This is a genomic window from Flavobacterium sufflavum, from assembly GCF_004016525.1.
Taxonomy (GTDB): Bacteria; Bacteroidota; Bacteroidia; order Flavobacteriales; family Flavobacteriaceae; genus Flavobacterium; species Flavobacterium sufflavum.
Genome location: NZ_SACJ01000011.1, coordinates 51,212 through 71,646 on the forward strand (window position 1 = coordinate 51,212; position 20,435 = coordinate 71,646).

The 20,435-nt window shown below is 33.7% G+C and carries 17 protein-coding genes and 1 riboswitch; of the genes, 8 read left to right on the forward strand and 9 right to left on the reverse strand.

The genetic code is table 11. The annotated features are described in order from the left end of the window. Positions 1-89: 89 nt before the first annotated feature. Both EOD40_RS14740 and purH read right to left on the reverse strand, forming a co-directional pair. On the reverse strand, positions 90-1,118 hold the full coding sequence (locus tag EOD40_RS14740; protein WP_026712801.1) for a rod shape-determining protein: 1,029 nt from the start codon (positions 1,116-1,118) through the stop codon (positions 90-92). A gap of 54 nt (positions 1,119-1,172) precedes the next feature. Then, entirely contained in the window at positions 1,173-2,699 is a 1,527-nt protein-coding gene (gene purH / locus EOD40_RS14745; RefSeq protein WP_128196817.1) for a bifunctional phosphoribosylaminoimidazolecarboxamide formyltransferase/IMP cyclohydrolase, read from the reverse strand. A gap of 195 nt (positions 2,700-2,894) precedes the next feature. Between purH and EOD40_RS14750 the strand changes: the two genes are divergently transcribed. Then, entirely contained in the window at positions 2,895-4,145 is a 1,251-nt protein-coding gene (locus EOD40_RS14750) for an ABC transporter permease (protein ID WP_128196819.1), read from the forward strand. A 150-nt stretch (positions 4,146-4,295) separates the two neighbouring features. Here EOD40_RS14750 and accD read toward each other — a convergent pair whose 3' ends face one another. The 3 genes from accD to tamL form a co-directional block, all read right to left on the reverse strand. Then, the gene (gene accD / locus EOD40_RS14755; protein ID WP_128196821.1) at positions 4,296-5,150 is read right to left on the reverse strand and encodes an acetyl-CoA carboxylase, carboxyltransferase subunit beta; all 855 of its coding nucleotides are present in this window, start codon (positions 5,148-5,150) and stop codon (positions 4,296-4,298) included. A gap of 83 nt (positions 5,151-5,233) precedes the next feature. Then, the gene (fbaA, locus tag EOD40_RS14760; protein ID WP_128196823.1) at positions 5,234-6,301 is read right to left on the reverse strand and encodes a class II fructose-bisphosphate aldolase; all 1,068 of its coding nucleotides are present in this window, start codon (positions 6,299-6,301) and stop codon (positions 5,234-5,236) included. A 69-nt stretch (positions 6,302-6,370) separates the two neighbouring features. After that, positions 6,371-8,926: a translocation and assembly module lipoprotein TamL gene (tamL, locus tag EOD40_RS14765; RefSeq protein ID WP_128196825.1), complete on the reverse strand. Its 2,556-nt coding sequence runs from the start codon at positions 8,924-8,926 to the stop codon at positions 6,371-6,373. Between the two features lie 37 nt (positions 8,927-8,963). Here tamL and EOD40_RS14770 point away from each other — a divergent pair, with 37 nt between their 5' ends. Then, on the forward strand, positions 8,964-9,695 hold the full coding sequence (locus EOD40_RS14770) for a TrmH family RNA methyltransferase (RefSeq protein WP_128196827.1): 732 nt from the start codon (positions 8,964-8,966) through the stop codon (positions 9,693-9,695). A gap of 6 nt (positions 9,696-9,701) precedes the next feature. On the opposite strand, the gene porT is transcribed toward EOD40_RS14770, so the two are convergent. Beyond that, a complete protein-coding gene (gene porT, locus EOD40_RS14775) occupies positions 9,702-10,403 on the reverse strand; it encodes a type IX secretion/gliding motility protein PorT/SprT (RefSeq protein ID WP_128196829.1) in 702 nt (233 codons plus the stop codon). A gap of 17 nt (positions 10,404-10,420) precedes the next feature. Beyond that, a complete protein-coding gene (ubiE, locus tag EOD40_RS14780) occupies positions 10,421-11,152 on the reverse strand; it encodes a bifunctional demethylmenaquinone methyltransferase/2-methoxy-6-polyprenyl-1,4-benzoquinol methylase UbiE (RefSeq protein WP_128196831.1) in 732 nt (243 codons plus the stop codon). A gap of 156 nt (positions 11,153-11,308) precedes the next feature. On the opposite strand from ubiE, the gene EOD40_RS14785 reads away from it, so the two are divergent. Next, positions 11,309-11,644, forward strand: coding sequence for a hypothetical protein (locus tag EOD40_RS14785; protein WP_231129641.1), 336 nt, complete (start codon positions 11,309-11,311; stop codon positions 11,642-11,644). A gap of 86 nt (positions 11,645-11,730) precedes the next feature. Here EOD40_RS14785 and metK read toward each other — a convergent pair whose 3' ends face one another. Further along, the gene (metK, locus tag EOD40_RS14790) at positions 11,731-12,981 is read right to left on the reverse strand and encodes a methionine adenosyltransferase (protein ID WP_128196833.1); all 1,251 of its coding nucleotides are present in this window, start codon (positions 12,979-12,981) and stop codon (positions 11,731-11,733) included. A 987-nt stretch (positions 12,982-13,968) separates the two neighbouring features. On the opposite strand from metK, the gene EOD40_RS14795 reads away from it, so the two are divergent. The 5 genes from EOD40_RS14795 (at position 13,969) to EOD40_RS14815 (ending at position 19,707) form a co-directional block, all read left to right on the forward strand. Beyond that, a complete protein-coding gene (locus EOD40_RS14795) occupies positions 13,969-14,175 on the forward strand; it encodes a hypothetical protein (protein WP_128196834.1) in 207 nt (68 codons plus the stop codon). A gap of 173 nt (positions 14,176-14,348) precedes the next feature. Continuing rightward, positions 14,349-14,452, forward strand: a riboswitch (SAM riboswitch). A gap of 66 nt (positions 14,453-14,518) precedes the next feature. Further along, positions 14,519-15,481 carry an alpha/beta fold hydrolase gene (locus tag EOD40_RS14800; protein ID WP_317127915.1) on the forward strand — a complete coding sequence of 321 codons (963 nt, stop codon included), beginning with the start codon at positions 14,519-14,521 and terminating at the stop codon, positions 15,479-15,481. 22 nt (positions 15,482-15,503) lie between these two features. Further along, complete coding sequence (gene thrA / locus EOD40_RS14805) at positions 15,504-17,918, forward strand: bifunctional aspartate kinase/homoserine dehydrogenase I (RefSeq protein ID WP_128196838.1); 2,415 nt, start codon at positions 15,504-15,506, stop codon at positions 17,916-17,918. Between the two features lie 63 nt (positions 17,919-17,981). Beyond that, positions 17,982-18,416, forward strand: a complete 435-nt coding sequence (locus tag EOD40_RS14810) for an OsmC family protein (protein WP_128196840.1) — start codon at positions 17,982-17,984, stop codon at positions 18,414-18,416. Positions 18,417-18,534: 118 nt separating this feature from the next. Then, complete coding sequence (locus EOD40_RS14815) at positions 18,535-19,707, forward strand: trans-sulfuration enzyme family protein (protein WP_128196842.1); 1,173 nt, start codon at positions 18,535-18,537, stop codon at positions 19,705-19,707. A gap of 62 nt (positions 19,708-19,769) precedes the next feature. On the opposite strand, the gene EOD40_RS14820 is transcribed toward EOD40_RS14815, so the two are convergent. Next, complete coding sequence (locus EOD40_RS14820; RefSeq protein ID WP_128196844.1) at positions 19,770-20,423, reverse strand: outer membrane protein; 654 nt, start codon at positions 20,421-20,423, stop codon at positions 19,770-19,772. Positions 20,424-20,435 lie beyond the last annotated feature (12 nt).

The window sequence follows — 20,435 nt, forward strand, 5'->3', positions numbered from 1 at the left end:
TTGTTTGATTATTAATTTCAGGATATGCTAATAATGTATTTCAATGTTAATCTTATAAATTATTAAGCTATAAAATTACTTTAGAAATTTTATTTTATTAAAATACTTTTGAATTTTCCAATGTTTTTCAACGCCATTCCTGTTCCTCTAACTACTGCTCTTAATGGATCTTCTGCAATGTATACAGGTAAGTCAGTTTTTTGAGAAATACGTTTGTCTAATCCTCTAAGCATAGAACCTCCACCCGCAAGGTAAATCCCTGTGTTGTAGATGTCAGCAGCTAATTCAGGAGGGGTTTGAGACAAAGTTTCCATTACAGCATCTTCAATCCTTTGGATAGATTTGTCTAAAGCTTTAGCAATTTCTCTATAAGAAACATCCACTTGTTTTGGTTTTCCAGTTAACAAATCTCGACCTTGTACAGACATATCTTCTGGAGGAGTTTCTAAATCTTCAATGGCAGCACCAATTTGTATTTTTATTTTTTCAGCAGTACTTTCTCCAACAAATAAGTTATGTTGCGTACGCATATAGTAAACGATATCATTAGTGAAAACGTCACCGGCAATTTTTACTGATTTATCACATACAATCCCACCTAAAGCAATTACAGCAATTTCAGTAGTACCACCTCCGATGTCAACAATCATGTTTCCTTTAGGTTGCATGATGTCTATTCCAATACCGATTGCGGCTGCCATTGGCTCATGAATCAGGTAAACTTCTTTTCCGTTTACACGCTCACAAGATTCTTTTACGGCTCTCATCTCAACTTCGGTAATTCCGGAAGGAATACAAACCACCATTCTTAAAGCAGGAGTAAACATTCTTTTTTTCAATGCAGGGATACTGTTGATAAACATTTTTATCATTTGCTCTGATGCATCAAAATCAGCAATTACACCGTCTTTTAAAGGCCTTATCGTCTTAATGTTTTCATGCGTTTTACCTTGCATTAGGTTGGCTTCTTTACCAACAGCAATGATTTTTCCCGTTATTCGGTTTCTGGCAACGATTGACGGGCTATCAATAACTACCTTGTCATTGTGAATGATTAGTGTGTTTGCGGTACCAAGGTCTATCGCAATATCCTCGGTCATGAAATCAAAAAATCCCATAAGTTTTTTAAGGGTTTATAAGTTAAAAATTAGGAGCGTACAAAGTTAATCAAATTAATGTTTGAAATGACGCGTTCCTGTAAATACCATTGCCAAATTATTTTCGTTACAATAGTCAATGCTTAATTGGTCTTTAATTGAACCTCCTGGTTGAATAACCGCTGTGATCCCAGCCTCTTTTGCAAGAGCTACACAGTCTGGGAAAGGGAAGAAGGCATCACTTGCCATAGAAGCTCCAGTTAAATCAAATCCAAAATGTTTTGCTTTTTCAACAGCTTGTTGTAGAGCGTCTACTCTTGAAGTTTGACCTGTTCCAGATGAGATTAAAGTTCCGTTTTTAGCGAAAACAATTGTGTTAGATTTAGTGTTTTTACAAATTTTAGAAGCAAAAATTAAATCTTCGATTTCCTGTTCGGTTGGACTTGTAATGGTAACGGTAGTTAAATCTTTTTTATTGTCTGTGATGTTGTTTCTTTCTTGAATTAACAATCCGTTAAGACAAGTACGAACTTGTTTTTGTGGTAATTCAACATCATTTTGAACTAAAATAATTCTGTTTTTCTTTTCTTGTAAAATAGTTACAGCCTCAGCATCATAAGCCGGAGCAATTACAACCTCACAGAATAATTTGTTGATTTCTGCTGCTGTTGCTACATCAATTGTAGTATTCGAAATTAATACTCCTCCAAAGGCTGATGTAGGGTCGCAAGCTAATGCTGCTAAGTAAGCTTCGCTAATTGTTTTTCTTGAAGCTAATCCGCAAGCATTGTTGTGTTTTAATATGGCAAATGTAGGTCCGTCAGTTTTGAATTCGTTAATCAAATTAACTGCAGCATCTACATCTAATAAGTTGTTGTATGATAATTCTTTTCCGTGTAATTTTTGGAACATGGCGTCAAAATCTCCAAAGAAGAATCCTTTTTGGTGTGGGTTTTCTCCGTAACGCAATACCTGACCATTAGCAATACTTGCTTTATAGATAGTTTCGTCAGTATTAAAATAGCTGAAAATAGCTCCATCGTAATGAGAAGATACGTGGAAAGCTTTAGTAGCTAATAATTTTCTGTCTTCAAGAGTTGTTGCTCCGTTTTGTTTTGTAATCAAGTCTAAGAACAAGCTGTATTCATTCATTGAAGGCACAATTACAGTGTCTTTGAAATTTTTAGCAGCAGCACGGATTAATGAAATTCCACCGATGTCAATTTTTTCAATGATATCAGCTTCACTAGCTCCTGAAGCAACTGTTTTTTCGAATGGATACAAGTCAACTATAACTAAATCAATTTGTGGAATGTTGAATTCTTCCATTTGTTGCACATCACTTTCATTGTCCTGACGGTTTAGGATTCCTCCAAAAACTTTAGGGTGTAATGTTTTTACTCTTCCTCCAAGGATTGATGGGTAAGAAGTAACCTCTTCAACTGGTACTACAGGAATGCCTAAATTCTTTATAAAGTCTTCTGTTCCTCCTGTTGAATAAAGAGTAACATTTTGACTGTGTAAAAATTTAACAATAGGCTCAAGACCTTCTTTCGAAAAAACCGAAATTAATGCAGATTGAATTGTTTTAGATGTGCTCATGTATAGTTTTAATTATAAAATGCAAAAATAGTTTTTTAATGTGAAAATTAAGCTATCTGGAAAAGAGATAATTTGCATTTAGTTGTGCTTTTTTAAAATCATAGCAAAATAGCTGTGTTTTATGATGTTAAATGTCTTTTGTATTAGGTTTTTGAATAATATTTACAGAATTTTACCTTGTTAAAAATAGTTTTTATGCTGCTATATCTTCGATTGTTGAAAGAAAGTTTTGCTTTTGCGCTAAATGCACTGCGAAATAATAAGTTAAGAACGCTTCTTTCTTTGCTTGGGGTGACTATTGGAATCTTTTCTATTATAGCCGTATTGGCTGCCGTGGATTCATTAGACAGAAGAATTGCCAGTGACTTGAGTGGTCTGGACAAGAATACTATTTATTTAATGAAATTCTCTTTTGGGCCTTCAGATATTCCAAAATGGAAAAGAGAACAGTTCCCAAATGTGAAATATGATGAGTATATTTATCTGAAAGGCGCAATGACTAATACTGCCGAATTGGGTTATCAAATTTTCACCAAGATGGAAAATATTAAATACGATTCTAAGATTGTGAGCGATGTAAATATTGTTCCGGTTTCTCATGAATTTATAGATATTCAGGGACTTGAATTTGAAAAAGGACGATTTTATACTGAATCGGAGGCTAATTCAGCAACTAAGGTTATTGTGCTGGGAAATGATATTGCGACTAATTTATTTGAAGATGCTGATCCAATAGGAAAAGATGTGAGGCTTTATGGGCAGCGCTTTACTGTTATTGGGGTTCTCGCTAAAAAAGGAGCGGGACTTTTTGGTAATAGTAATGATTCGGCGGTATTTATTCCGGTTAATTTTGTCCGACAAAAGTTTGGAGACAATAATACTTCACTCACCAATGTGATTATTTTCAAGCCGGTTGATGGGGTGGATATGGAGGAGTATAAGGCTGAGATTTCGCAAAAACTCCGTGCTTATAGAGGAGTTAAAGCTGGAGAAATTGACAATTTTTTCATTAATGTTTTTTCTGGATTTACTGATTTGATAGATGGGATCATTGGCAGTATGAAGTTGGGAGGTTGGGTGATAAGTGGTTTTTCTCTTTTGGTAGGTGGTTTCGGAATTGCAAATATTATGTTTGTTTCGGTAAAAGAACGCACACATTTAATTGGAATCCAAAAATCATTAGGTGCTAAAAATAGATTCATCCTGTTTCAGTTTTTATTCGAAGCGATTATTTTGTCGGTTATCGGTGGGGCAATCGGTTTATTGTTGGTTTGGGGAATTGCCTTTGGTTTAACCAAAGCTTTGGATTTTGAATTTGTTTTAAGCTTGGGTAATATACTTTTAGGAACCGGATTAGCCGGAATTATAGGGTTGATTTCCGGTATTTTACCAGCTATTTCGGCTTCAAGACTAGATCCTGTAGAGGCAATTAGAACGGGGATGTGATTTTAGATTGCAGTCCCGATAGCTTCGGGATTAGATTTCAGAAAGCAGAATCTTTATTTGGGAATTAATCTTTGATTTGTTTTGAATATAAAAAATCCCATCTGCAATTATTTTAGCAAATGGGATTTTGTATTTATAGAAATTCGAAAATTATCTAATTTCGTTGTTTTGAATCAAATCAATATACAAGTTGATCTTGTCTTTTAATTCTTTTCTAGGCGTGATAAAGTCTAAGAAACCGTGTTCTAAAAGGAATTCTGCAGTTTGGAAACCTTCCGGTAAATCTTTACCTGTAGTATCTTTTACAACACGTGGTCCGGCAAATCCAATTAAGGCACCAGGTTCAGCGATGTTGATGTCTCCTAACATAGCGTAAGAAGCAGTTGTTCCTCCAGTAGTTGGGTCGGTACACAAAGAAATGTAAGGTAATTTCGCTTCAGATAATTGAGCTAGTTTTACAGATGTTTTGGCTAATTGCATTAAAGAATAAGCAGCTTCCATCATTCTGGCTCCTCCTGATTTTGATATCATCACAAAAGGTAATTTGTGTTTGATGGCATAATCAATACCTCTGGCGATTTTTTCACCTACTACAGCTCCCATAGAACCTCCGATAAAGGCAAAGTCCATACAACAAATTACTACATCTTTCCCTTTGGATTTTCCAACTCCGGTACGCACAGCGTCTTTCAGTTTGGTTTTTTCCATAACATCTTTTAAACGCTCCGAGTATTTCTTTGTATCCACAAAGTGCAAAGGATCTTTAGAAGTGATGTTTGGGTCTAATTCAGTAAACTCATTGTTGTCGAATAAGATTTGGAAATAAGTAGCACTACTTATTCTTACGTGAAAACCATCTTCAGGGCTTACAAATAAGTTACGTTCCAGCTCTTCGGCATCAATAATTTTTCCAGTAGGAGATTTGTACCAAAGTCCTTTTGGAACATCCATTTTCTGTTCGGTAGGAGTTGTGATTCCTTTTTCGTGTCTTTTAAACCAAGCCATTTTTTTAGATTTTAGATTTTAGACTTAAGATTTTAGATTTTAGACTTCAAGAAATCTAAAATCTAAAATCTGCAATCTAAAATTTATAGTGTATTTACGTTGTTCAAGTCAGCAAAAGCTTGCTCAAGTCTCGCATTGAAAGTAACTTCTCCTTCACGTAACCATTTTCTTGGATCGTAATATTTTTTGTTTGGAGCATCAGCACCAGTTGGGTTACCAATTTGAGTTTTTAAGTAATCAATGTTGTTTACCATGAAATCACGAATTCCTTCAGTGAAAGCAAATTGTAAGTCAGTATCAATGTTCATTTTGATTACACCGTAGCTAATTCCTTCTCTGATTTCCTCTAGAGTTGAACCTGATCCACCGTGGAAAACAAAATCAACCGGGTTGTGTCCAGTGTTGAATTTAGCTTGAACGAAATCTTGAGAGTTTTTTAAGATTTTTGGAGTCAATTTTACGTTTCCTGGTTTGTAAACCCCGTGAACGTTTCCAAAAGCAGCAGCAATAGTGAATTTAGGACTTACTTTAGATAATTCTTCGTAAGCATAAGCTACTTCTTCTGGTTGAGTGTATAATTTTGAGCTGTCTACATCAGAGTTGTCAACACCATCTTCCTCACCACCTGTAATTCCAAGTTCGATTTCTAATGTCATCCCTATTTTGCTCATTCTTTCTAAGTAAGTTTTGCAAATTTCGATGTTTTCTTCGATTGGCTCTTCTGATAAGTCAATCATGTGAGAACTGAATAATGATTTTCCAGTTGCAGCAAAATGCTCTTCAGATGCATCTAATAAACCATCAATCCAAGGCAATAATTTTTTTGCACAGTGGTCAGTATGTAAAATTACAGTTGCTCCGTAAGCTTCTGCTAAAGTGTGGATGCTTTTTGCTCCGGCAATCGCTCCGGCAATCGCTGCTTTTTCTCCCGCATTAGAAAGTCCTTTTCCCGCATTAAATTGTGCTCCTCCGTTTGAGAATTGGATAATAACCGGTGCGTTTAATTTTGCAGCTGTTTCAAGTACACCATTAATTGTGTCAGATCCTGTAACGTTTACAGCAGGAAGTGCAAATCCTTTTTCTTTGGCATAATTGAAAATTTCCTGTACTTGATCACCAGTTGCTACACCAGCTTTAATGTTGTGTCCCATTTTGTTTTTTGTTTTTAGTTAGATTTTTAGTTTTTAGATTAAGACCGCAAAAATAAGAATTTATTAGCATTAGAATGGATAATTTATCCCAAAATTTAAAACGGAGTGTCCAAAGTTGTATTCTCTAAACCATTTTTTGCCTGTTTCTTCGGCTGGATTATAGGTTTTAAAACCAAAATCAAAGCGAACTACAAAGAAGTTTAAATCATATCTAAGACCAAAACCAGAACCTAAAGCGATATCTTTTAAACTGGAAAAATTTTTAAATGTTGATTTTTCATCGGTTACATTATCAAAAACATTCCAGATGTTTCCGGCATCGGCAAATATGGCTCCTTTTAAATCGCCTAAAATTTTAAATCTGTATTCAGAGCTAAGGGCAATTTTCATGTTGGCTTCGTTAAAGTCATTGGTGGCGCCGCTACTTCCCGGTCCCAGGCTATAGGGTTGCCAGGCACGATTGTCATTAGAACCACCTGAGAAATAACTTCGGGAAAAAGGAATGTAATCAGAATTGCCAAAAGGAATTGCGATACCAAAAAACGTTCGTACTGCTAAGACTTTTTCGTGGTTTAAATCCCAATGTTTGATATAATCAAATTCGGTTTTGATATATTCAGAATATTCTAAATTAAAGAATTCATGGTGTCCGTTTTGATTTGTTTTTTGATTAGTTGCATTCGAAATTAAAGATAATACTGAACCTGCCGATTCTATTTTGGTTTTAAAAAGATAAAAAGTATTGTCGGCCAAATCGGTTTTGGTGGTTTTGCTAAAAGTAAAGTTGGTGGCCAGAATAAAATCGTTTTCAGTCAATCGGACTCTTCTTTCTTCGATACTTTTTACCGCATCATAGTCTTTTTCAGATATTGTTGGAGCGGTGTTTCTGGCCAATGCATCTTTGATGAAACCACTGGTCCCTGATTCTATTATTAAATCGTTATTGTCGTTAAAATAATCCGGATTGGTAATGTATGTTTTTCCAATTGCGTTTAGCGCATTGTATGACGAACCGTAAACATTGAAATAGTTTTCAGAATTTAAGTTACGTACAAATTGAATGTTTAAAAGGTCAAAACGCGCGGTGTTGTTTCTTTTAGGATTCCAATTATACGAAAAAGTTCCTGTGAAATTTTCTTTGTCCAATCCAATGTTTTTTTGCGTAGCATAACCAATACCTATTAAGGTAGATGGAATCATACTTTTTGGGATGATTTTTTCGGTAGAAAAAGGCAAAAATATTCTAGGGAAGTTCAGTTTGAAATCGACTCCATATTCTGATACGTTGAAAAATTGGTTGTTAGGGTTGGCTAAATCTTTGGAAGAACCAATGTTAGCACGGGTAGATATTTCTAATGTTTCGGCTCCATTGAAAATATTTCGAATAGTTAACGAAGGAGTGAAAGAAATTCCAATATCTTGAATGTTAGAGTGAGTAAGGTCAAAAGATGCCTGAAAACTGTACTTTTTTCTTGGTGTCAGATAAATTTTAGCAATTAGAGAATTGTTGAGCGTATCCTTTTTATCTATTTCATATTGAATGCTTGGTGGATTGAATATTTTAAGGTTACTAAGGTATCTTGAAGTCAACACAGTTTTGTAATCGGCAAATACTGAACCTTTAGAAATAAAAATGGCATCAGTTATCGCTTGCGGTCTGTATTTCAATTTCTCTCTACTATAGATATTGAAGTTTTGATAGGAAATACTGTCGGTGATGTTTTGTTTACTGGTATTAGGTGCGTAATCAGTGTAAATGTCTACACTGCTAATTTTATATAATTTAAATGTTTCGGTTTTTGTAGAATCTTTGTCCTGATAGCTGTAATCGCTAATGTTTACATTTACATTGGCTTTGTGTTTTTTTTCAATGGTATCTATATCAAAAACAATAGATGTGGGCTGGAAAAAATAAGCTCCGTGATTTCTAAAATAGCTTGCAATACGATTTTTTTCGTCTGAGAAATCTATTGTTTTGTATTGTTTTCCTGATTTAATTAGTGAGTTTTCCTTGCTGATATTATACAAAGAATCTAAGGCAGGAGAGCTAATAGTGGCTTTTATCGAATCTAAAAAATAAGCATTATGAGTGGTGATATTGTATTTTATTTTTCCTCTTTTTAAACTTACAGAATCGTGTTCATAGTCGGCTTCTACATTGAAAAAACCGTTGTTGAAATAATAATATTTAAGTCTTGAAAGTGATTTTTGTGTTTTAACAGAATCAATAATAACTGGGGGTTCTCCTGTTTTTTTTAAGAAATCATGAATTCCATGATACAAAAAAGATTGTCCCAGCCTGTCCACTTGTTTAGCAGAAAGCCATTTTGCCTGTCGTTCATATTTTCCCGGATGCTTGGTGAATTTAGCCTGATATGTTGAATCGGGATTTAGATTGGCTAAATTGTATAAATTCAGTCTTAAACGGTAGCCTAATATGCTGCTGTTTGGCTTTTGGTACAATTGATTATGAACGTCTTCGTTATTGATTTTTTTACCATTTACCAAAATTTGATTTTTAATAAGGAGTTGTTTGCCGTCCGGAACTCTTTTTTCGGCGTTACAGGCAGATATAATTATTCCTATTAGAATAAATAGTGATATTTTTGCTGAAATTTTTTTCAAGAGGTTTAAAATATTTAATTCAAAAGTACATATTTTTATGGTTAGTAAAAACCAAATAAAACTTATAACTAGTTTACAGCAAAAAAAGTATAGAATTAGCAATCAATTATTTTTTGCCGAAGGTGTAAAAGTGATTCAGGAACTTTTACAATCTAATTTTGAATTAGAACATTTGTACACGACACAATTTGATTTTGAAGAGGTTTCAAGTGTCAAAAAATCATTAATCCATGAGAATGATTTGAAAAAAATTAGCGCATTGGCAACTCCTAACAGTTGTTTGGCTGTTTTTAAAATTCCCCAAGAAAAAGAAATTATAAATTCAGGTTTGATTATCGCATTAGATGATATAAGGGATCCGGGTAATCTGGGGACTATTTTGCGTTTGTGTGATTGGTTTGGAATCAAACAAGTAGTTTGTTCTAAAGAAACGGTTGATATATATAATCCAAAAGTGGTTCAGGCAACTATGGGGTCTATTACCAGGGTTTGTGTAGCTTATGTTAATTTGGAGGAATATATTTCTCAAACTAAATTGCCTGTTTTCGGAACTTTTATGGATGGCGAAAATGTGTATAAAAGCAGTTTGTCTCAGGAAGGTGTGATTGTTATGGGAAATGAAGCCAATGGTATTTCGGAAGGAATTGAAAATTTAATCAAAAATAGAATTTCGATTCCTCGTTTTGGCGATTTGCAAAAAACAGAAAGTCTGAATGTGGCTACTGCAACAGCAATTATTTTGAGCGAATTTAAACGAAATCTGTCCTAAAATATTTTAATGAAAAGTAAAGTTAATAAAGACAGCTCTGCTTTTAAGTGATTCAATATTGCTAGTCCATGGACTATTAGGATCGTTGTCTCTAATGAGTTCGTCTTTAAGGCTAAAACAACCTCTTATGGATGGTGAGAATATGAAATATTCGGAGAAAAAATCAATTCCAAATCCTAATTCATAACTCGTACTCCATGGTTTTACCCTGAATTTTTGTTGCACATTATCGTCTATTGATTTTGAATTCCCCGATAAATTTAAGGTAGTTGATAATCCACCTACAAGATAAGGGCGAATATTTCCGGTGCGCAATGAGGAGAATTTTAATAGTAAAGGAAAATGGATGTAAGTGCTGTTTACGTCTCTGACGGCATCAATTTCTCTGGTGAAATTAGGATAATTCAGTGTTCTTTTAGTGTAATATAAACCCGGTTCAAAACGAAGGTTAATGTATTCCTGAAGTTTTAAATCGGCAACCACTCCCACATTAAAACCTGTAGATTTTTTTACCTGAATGTCAGGGCCTACGGTTTTATAATCTATTTTGAAATCGAATGAGTTAAAACCTAAATAGTATCCAAAATACACGCGTTGTTTTTGAAAATTCTCTAAATTGATAATAGGGTCTTTACTGAACATACTTTTAGACTGTGAATGACCTTTGAAACACAGTAGTAGTAAAATAAAGAAGACTATTTTTTTCATTTTAGAGTGGACTTAGGTTATTTTTTTGATGCAACATAAATGGTGGCTACCCCAAAAGTTTGTGGCATAGCTTTTACATCTATAAACCCAATTTTTCTTAAAATATTGTTTAGTGCTTCTCCATAAGGAAAGGCTGCTGCTGATTCAGACAAATAGCCGTAAGCAACATTGTCTTTCGAGAATAATTTGCCTATAATAGGAAGGATGTTGTTGCTGTAAAAATGATAACCTTGTTTGTAAGGTGTTTTGTCTGGTACCGAAGTTTCTAAAATAACAAAGGTTCCGTTTGGTTTTAGTACGCGCAATATTTCGGCTAATCCTTTTTCCAGGTTTTCAAAATTTCGAACCCCAAAAGCAACTGTGATGGCATCAAAATAATTGTCTTCAAAAGGGATGTTCTCAGAGTCACCTAAAATCATTTCTATCCTGTTAGATAGATTTTTTTGTGCAATCTTTTTTACTCCCACTTCCAGCATTCCTGCCGAGATGTCTAGCCCGGTAATTTTTTTAGCGCTGGTATTTGCCATTAAAATAGCTAAATCCCCTGTTCCTGTTGCAATGTCTAATATGGTTTCAGGATTTGTGTTGGTAACTATTTTTAAAACTTTCTTTCTCCATTTAACGTCAATGCCAAAAGAAATAACGCGGTTCAGATTGTCGTAGTTTCCGGAAATAGTATCAAACATCTTTGCTACTTGTTCTTTTTTACCTAATTCAGAGTCTTTATAAGGGGTGATATTTTTTGACATTTTTTAAATTTTGACAAATATACTATAATGGTGTTTAAGTTGAAACTGAAATTGATTTTCAATTATAATTAGGTGTTATTCTTCGTTGTAATTTTTTTACAAAAATCACTAAAAGTGGGTATTGTGATGTAGGATAATTATCCTGAAATTTACCAGATGAATTTATTTGCAATGAATAGTAAGGAATTAGTAGTTCAGATCAGATGGTTGTTTTTTGCGTTGGCATTATCATTTGTTCTTGTGATTTATTTTGATGGAGCTGTTTTGTTTAGAAACAGTGCTGTAGTCAAAGCGCAAAATACGTTCTTAGGATTAAATTTGTTTTTGGAAATTTTAATTTTCATTTCCTTTACTACCTTCGTGGTATTTGGTATTAAAGGTTTTTTCGAGATGTTCTCTCGAAAGATAGCAAATGTGATCATTTTCGTTTCGGGAGTGAGTTTGCTATTTGTAAATTTGGTGTTGGTATGTCAAATTATTTTTCAAGACTAGAACTATTTCCTGATTATTGCAATTAAAGACATTAAAAAAGCCATTCGTTTTGCGAATGGCTTTTTAGTTTATAATGAGATGGATAATTATAATCCAAATGCTGTTTTAATTTGGTCAACATAGTCTAATTTCTCCCATGTAAATAATTCTACAGTTACTGTTTTTTCGTCACCTCCCGGAGCCGAGAAAGTTTTGGTAACAACTTCAGGTGTACGTCCCATATGTCCGTAAGCAGCAGTTTCGCTGTAAATAGGATTTCTTAGTTTTAAACGTTGTTCGATAAAGTAAGGACGCATATCAAAAATAGCTTCTACTTTTTTAGCGATTTCACCATTTGTTAAGTTTACTTTTGAAGTTCCATAAGTTTCAATAAAGATACCCATCGGTTCAGCAACACCAATTGCATAAGAAACCTGAACTAAAATTTCGTCAGCAACACCGGCTGCAACTAAGTTTTTAGCAATATGACGAGTAGCATAAGCGGCACTTCTGTCTACTTTACTTGGATCTTTTCCTGAGAAAGCACCACCACCGTGAGCTCCTTTTCCTCCGTAAGTATCAACAATAATTTTTCTACCAGTAAGTCCGGTATCACCGTGAGGTCCACCAATTACAAATTTCCCTGTAGGGTTGATGTGGTAGTTAATTTTATCATTGAACAAGTGAGCGTGCTCTGGGTTTTTAGCAATAATTCTCGGAATCAAAATTTCAACAATATCCTTTTTGATTTTAGCAAGCATTGCAGCTTCTTCGTCAAAATCATCATGTTGTGTAGAAATTACAATCGCGTCAATACGTATTGGTGTGTTGTCATCGCTGTATTCTAAAGTAACTTGAGATTTAGCATCTGGGCGTAAATAAGTGATTTCTTTGTTTTCACGTCTTAAAGCAGCTAATTCTCTTAAAAGGCTATGTGATAAATCAAGTGCCAATGGCATATAATTTTCAGTTTCATTAGTAGCATAACCGAACATCATTCCCTGATCTCCTGCTCCTTGTTCTTCAGGGCTTTTTCTGTCAACACCTTGATTGATATCGGCTGATTGTTCGTGAATAGCAGAAAGAATTCCACAAGAATTAGCTTCAAACATGTATTCGCTTTTAGTGTATCCAATTTTTCGGATTACATCACGAGCAATTTGTTGAACATCTAAATAAGTATTCGATTTTACTTCTCCGGCTAAAATAACCTGACCGGTAGTTACTAAAGTTTCGCAAGCTACTTTTGAGTCAGCATCAAATGCCAGGAAGTTATCAATTAATGCGTCTGAAATTTGATCTGCAATTTTGTCTGGATGTCCTTCACTCACAGATTCTGACGTAAATAAATAAGCCATAATATATAATTTATAAAATTAAGCGAGGAAAAATAACTGCAAAAAAGGACTAAAGGAGAGTTTCTGCTTTAGCATTTTTTTTCTACTGAGAAGTTCTCAGTATTCATAATGAAGTTTTTTCATCATGAAGAGGTTGCAATCAGTTCAAATTTTTCCTCTTGTATTTTGAGCTGCAAAGGTATGAAACCATTTTTGAATTGTAAATTAATATCAACTAATTTTTTAATTAAAAATAAAAGTGATTATTTGAATTGGGAGGATCGAGAATTTGTCAGTGAAGTATAAAAAATGCAAAGGCAGTTGTGTTTGCATTCGAGATGATTTTTACGATACATTATAATGACTTTAATTTAAAGTACAGTTAACATTGGATTTGGGTTTCGGTTGTATCTTTGTATCATCAAATCAAAAGAGCGGAATGGAGTTAATTTTTTAAATTATCTTGGAGAAAAGGCTCTTATTTGATTTGTTTTTTAGTTGTAAGTTTAAAAATAATGTTAAAAAGCATAATTAACTGTTAATTAATGCTGTTAGCGGAAATTTTTTCAAAAATAATAATGGGTTGTAAATATTAATTTATATATTTGTGACTCTAAATAAAAAAGAAAATGAATTTTATTATTTGTAAGAAATCAATGGTCCAAGCAAAAGAAATCGGCAGGAGTGCGGTAGCTTAATTTTTTTATTCAAATAAGACTAAAATATAGCAAAAGCCTCCTGAGAAATCGGGAGGCTTTTTTGTTAGAAAACAAATAATTAAAATTTCAAAATACAAAGATTACAATGATTAATATTAAAAATAAACAGAATAAACATTTTACAGTCTCTATGTCTTGCGCAAAGTTACTAGTCTGTTGATATCCAAAAGTATCGTTTATATAATATAAACCCTTTTGGTAAATACTCCAAAAGGGTTTTTTTTATTCAGAAAGCATAATTTTTATAATAACAAACAACAAACAATAAGTCAAATTAAATTTAAACATCATGAACACAAAAAGAATGATTACCAGAGCATTGGAACTTATAAGGGATATAAGGACAAACAACATTGAAGAAAAAGAGAATAGAGTAGAATTAACAAACGCCAGATTTGGGATTAATTTGGATGCAAATTTCAAAGATCAAAAGAAAGCCGCTGATTCATTAACGTTTATGATGTATTCTAAAGAAAATGAAACACTGTTCATCTAAGTATAGTTTTGTAAATATCGGTTTCAAACGCAGGTGATTTCTGGATTTTGTGTTCAGTGATGACTTGCGTTTGTTTATTATGTAGTTGCTGATTTAAATCTGAATCAGCAAAATTTGTTTGTTTGAAAAAATAGTAGTTACTTTGTGCCTTTAAAGTTCATAAACGTATTGAAATGTTATAAAGAAAGCTCGAGGGAATAGACCCGATGAAAGCTTAGCAACCCTTTGCAAACGAAGAAGGTGCTACATTCTATCCGTCAGGCGGAAAAGATAACAACAATAAAGTTTACTTCTAGCTTTCTTTTTAATGTTTCCATAATCAATCCTAATTAAAGATTTGAAATTGGAAAATAAACCCAATCACATTATAATTCAAAATTTCACTACCGAAAGTGGTGCATTTTACCCTGTTTTAAATTTAAGTTACCAGCTTTTTGGTGCTGAATTGAATACAGCTCCTGTTGTTTTGGTTAATCACGCATTGACTGGAAATTCTCAGGTTATTGGTTCAACCGGATGGTGGAATGATTTAATTGGAGAAAATAAAACTATTGATACCAATAAATACAGCATTTTAGCTTTTAATGTTCCCGGAAATGGATATGATGGTGCCATTGTAGAAAACTATTTGGATTTTAATGCCAGAGATATTGCAAAACTTTTTATCGAGGGAGTTAATTTTCTTAAAATTCAACAATTATATGCTGTTATTGGAGGTTCTGTAGGTGGCGGAATTGCCTGGGAGATGCTTGCTTTAGAGCCTAAGTTGGCATTGCATTTAATTCCTATTGCGACCGATTGGAAATCGACTGATTGGTTGATTGCAAATTGTTTTCTGCAAGAGCAAATTTTAAAAAATTCGTCTAATCCAATTGAAGATGCCAGAATTCACGCCATGTTGTGTTATAGAACTCCGGAATCTTTCAAGATGAAATTTGATAGAACCATTAATGAAGAATTAGCTATATTTAATATTGAGAGTTGGTTATTGCATCATGGTAAGAAATTACAAAAACGCTTTCAGTTGGCTTCTTATAAAATGATGAATCAATTGCTTAAAACGATTGACGTAACCCGAAACAGTGATTCTTTTGAAGTTTTTGCCTCTAAAATACAAGCTACAATACACATCATAGGTATAAATTCAGATTTGTTTTTTACCGCAAGAGAGAATAAAGAAACCTACCAGGAGTTAAAAAAGTATAATGTCAATGTTTTTTATAACGAAATAGAATCCATTCACGGACACGATGCTTTCCTGATAGAATATGAACAATTAAACAACTTGCTTGCTCCTGTTTTTTAGTAGCAACACAAAATAGAATTAAATGAAAATATTAAAATTTGGAGGAAAGTCTTTATCGAATGGTGAAGGAATCAATAAAGTTGTTTCTATTATTGCAGATAAAGTAAACCAAGGAGAAGAAATCGCTATCGTTGTTTCGGCACGTGGGAATGCTACTGATGAATTAGAAGAAATATTAGTGGCTGCCTCTAAAAATGCCGATTATAAAACTTTACTTGAAGAATTTAAGAAATATCAGCAAGATGTATATTCGTCGGTAGATTTGTCTGAGGAATTTGCTGTTTTGGATAAATTATTCGAAGGGGTGAGCCTGATAGGCGATTATAGTTCTAAAATTAAAGATCAGATTCTTTCTATCGGAGAATTGCTTTCGGCTAAATTATTAACGGCAATTTTAATCGAAAAAGGAATCAACGCCCGATTTGCTGATTCGAGAATTTTCTTGAAAACGGATTCGAAATTTGGAGATGCACAACCGTTGGAGCAAATTTCGAAGAAAAATGTAATTCAGTATTTTAAAGAAAATGCAGGCTCAGTAGTTAATGTTGTAACGGGTTTTATTGGTTCTAACAATAATAATGTTACCACTACTTTAGGTCGTAACGGAAGTAATTATACCGCTTCTTTATTGGCTAATTATTTGAATGCTAAAGAACTTCAGAATTATACTCATGTCGATGGTATTTATACTGCTAATCCGGAGTTGGTTGCCGATGCTAAAAAAATAGATCATTTGACTTTTAATGAGGCGAATGAGTTGGCTAATTTTGGAGCAACTATTTTGCATGCTAAAACAATAATTCCTTTGTTAGAGAAAAATATTCCATTGCGAATATTGAATACTTTCAATCATGAAAACGAAGGAACTTTAATTACGGCAACTTCTAAAAATGCAGGAATTAAAACACTTTCGGTTTTAGAAGATGTAGCTTTAGTGAATCTTGAAGGTAGAGGTTTACTTGGGAAAACTGGAGTTGATGCCCGTATTTTTAAAGTAATGGGTGATAATAATATTAGTGTGAGTATTATTTCGCAAGGTTCTTCTGAAAGAGGAATCGGATTAGTAGTTGCGGAATCTCAGGCTACAAAAGCCATGATTGAATTAGAAAAAGAATTCGAAAATGATTTCTATTCTAAAGACGTTAATAAAATTTCGGTGACTGATGATGTTTCGGTAATTTCGATTATTGGACAGGATTTAAGTACTTTTTATAAGCCTTACACGGCTTTGATTAAAAACAAAATTGTTCCTATTCTTTTCAATAATACGGTTACTGGAAAAAATGTGAGTTTGGTTGTTAAAAAATCAGAGCTGAATAAAGCATTAAATGTTATTCATGGGGAGATTTTTGGAGTTTCTAAAAAAATCAACATTGCCGTTTTTGGTCATGGATTAGTAGGAGGAACTTTGATTAATCAAATTTTAGAATCGGCCGTTGCTATTGAGAAAAGAAAAGACATCAAATTGAATGTTTTTGCTATTGCAAATTCTAAAAGTGTTTTACTGAATAAAGACGGAGTAACGCCAAACTGGATTAACGAAATTCAAACTAACGGATTCTCTTATACTATTGATGATATTATTGCTTACGCAAATGAGCATCATTTAGAGAATTTAATTGCTGTGGATAATACGGCAAGTGCGACATTTGTTGAGAATTATATTCCTTTGGTTGAAAATGGTTTTGATTTAATTTCTTCGAATAAAGTAGCCAATACTTTGAGTTATGGTTTTTACAAACAATTGCGTAGTGTATTGGCCGAAAATCAAAAAAGTTATTTGTATGAAACCAATGTTGGTGCAGGTTTACCATTAATTGATACGATAAAATTATTGCATCTTTCGGGTGAAAATATCACTAAGATTAAGGGAGTTTTCTCAGGAACTTTGAGTTATTTATTCAATAATTTTTCTGCTAAAGATGTTCCGTTTAGTGACATTTTGAAAGAAGCGATTGATAATGGATATACCGAACCAGATCCAAGAGAGGATTTATGCGGAAATGATGTAGGTAGAAAATTATTGATTTTGGCAAGAGAATTGGATTTGCAAAATGAATTTGAAGAAATTGCAATTCAGAATTTAATTCCGGAGCATTTGCGTGAAGGAAATGCTGCTGATTTCTTGACTAAATTAAAAGAGTTCGATCCAATTTATGATAAGATAAAGAACGAGCAACAGGCAAATCACGTTTTGCGTTACATAGGTGAATTGTCCGGTGATTTACAAAATGATAAAGGAATATTAGAAGTAAAATTAGTTTCTGTCCCTTCAGATACAGCTTTAGGCGGATTAAAAGGTTCTGATTCTTTCTTCGAAATTTACACGGAATCTTACGGAGACAGACCAATTGTAATTCAAGGAGCTGGAGCTGGATCAGCGGTAACGGCAAGAGGGGTTTTTGGAGATATTTTGAGATTGTCGGATAAAGGATAGGGTCTAAGATTACAGATTTTAGAATTTAGATTTCAGATTGAATAATAAATAAAAGACATTAAAATGAAAATAACATTAGACAGAGTAAACGAAAACTTTCACTTTCAATTAAAAAATGAAAGAGGACATATAGTAAATGTTGATGCGCGTCCTGATTTTGGAGGAAATGATATGGGGCCAAGCCCAATGGAATTAGTATTGATGGGTGTTGCAGGTTGCAGCGGAATTGATATGATTTCGATTTTAAAAAAACAACGTCAGGAAATCACTTCTTTCAAAGCTGAGGTTGAAGGAGAGCGTGTGCAAGTAGGAGAAGCAAAACCATTTAAAGATATTCATGTGGTTTTTTCTTTGGAAGGAAATATCAAAGAAGATAAAGCGGCTAAAGCGGCACAATTGTCATTCGAAAAATATTGCTCGGTTTCTAAAACAGTGGAGCCTACAGCTACAATTCACTATAAAGTGATTTTGAACGGAGTAGAATTAGCTAAAAACTAAAAAGAATAACTTAAAATAATTAAGTCATATTGACTACAAAAGTTAGGAAAATAACTTTGAGAATCTCTGTGTTTTCTTTGCGAATCTTAGTGAAATGACTTTAAAAAAATAATACAAAATGGACGAACAAGAATTTGGTTTTGAAACTCAAGCCATACGTACACATATAGATAGAACACATTATCAAGAACATTCAACGCCTTTGTTTTTATCTTCAAGCTTTGTTTTTGAAGATGCCGAGGATATGAGAGCTTCTTTTACTGAGGAAAAAGAACGCAATATTTACAGTCGTTTTTCTAATCCTAACACGACTGAATTTGTAGATAAGGTTTGTGCTATGGAAGGTGCTCAGGCAGGTTATGCTTTTGCTACAGGAATGGCGGCAATCTATTCTACTTTTGCGGCTTTGTTGAGCTCAGGTGATCATATTGTTTCAGCTGGAAGTGTTTTTGGTTCTACACATGCGTTGTTTATGACTTATTTTCCAAAATGGAATATTACCACTTCTTATTTTGATATTAATCAGCCGGAAACGATTGAAAGTTTTATCAAACCAAATACTAAAATCTTGTATGCTGAAACACCAACAAATCCTGGTGTTGATGTAGTAGATTTGGAATTGTTAGGCCAAATTGCTAAAAAACACAATCTGATTTTGATAATCGATAACTGTTTTGCAACGCCTTACATTCAACAGCCTATTAAGTATGGAGCGCATATCGTTATCCACTCGGCAACAAAATTAATGGATGGTCAAGGACGTGTTTTAGGTGGAGTTGCTGTAGGTCAGGCTGATTTAATTCGCCAAATCTACCTTTTCTCAAGAAATACAGGTCCGGCTTTGTCTCCATTTAATGCCTGGGTATTGTCTAAAAGTATCGAGACTTTAGCGATTCGCGTGGAAAGACATTGTGAAAATGCACTGAAAGTAGCTGAATTTTTAGAAAGTCACCCTAATGTAAACAGTGTGAAATATCCTTTTCTGAAATCGCATCCTAAATATGAAGTAGCTAAAAAGCAAATGCTTTTAGGAGGTAATATTATTGCTTTTGAAATTAAAGGAGGTATTGATGCTGGTCGTGCTTTCTTGGATAAAATAAAATTATGTTCGCTTTCTGCTAATATTGGAGATGCCAAAACTATTGTGACGCATCCGGCTTCGACAACACACAGTAAATTGTCTGTTGAGGAGAAACTGGCAGTTGGTATTACTGAAGGTTTAGTACGTGTTTCTGTAGGTTTAGAAACTGTAAAAGATGTTATTGCCGATTTAGAGCAGGCGCTTTCTTAGTAAGATTGCATTATAGATATAAAGGGTTAGCAAAAAGGCTAGCCCTTTTTTGTTTGATTTTTTTAATTTAAAAATACACTTATACCTGCATTTGCGCCAAAAGCACTGGAGTTTGTTTTTAAGCCATTATCTTTGAATGAGTAATTAGCATAACCCAGTCCTAAATCGATGCTTACAGCTGGTGTAATCAAGAAAAGTAAGCCGCCATTAGCTGTCCAAACAAGACCTGTGTTTTTGTTTTCAGAGTAAGAAAATTGATCTCCAGAAGATGAATCGCTTGTGTAATTGCTTTTGTATTTTGTATTTGCTAGTCCTAAACCAGCACCAAAATAAGGTCTTGTTTTTCCTTTGGAAAAGAAATAAGTTGCATTTGGTACTATAGAAAGTGTTGTTTGTGTCTCTTTTATGTTTCCCGTAGTATATCCTCCCGTATTATTAGGGTCAAATATTTCTATTTGTTGTTTGGTTATTGTTGATTTGTAATCAAAGGCTAATCCAAGAGCTAGATTATTCACGATAAAATAGCCAACACTAGGTGAGATGCTGAATGTGTTTGTTTTTGGTCCGTCAGTAGTTTGTCTGTCGGATTTATATTTTGTCGTATTGGAAGTGAACCCTAAATTCGTTTGACCACTGATTATAAATGAGCCTTTTTCAGTTTGAGCTGAGATTATGCCAAAAAAGGCAAGAGATATTGTTAAAAATATTTTTTTCATTTTGGTATGGTT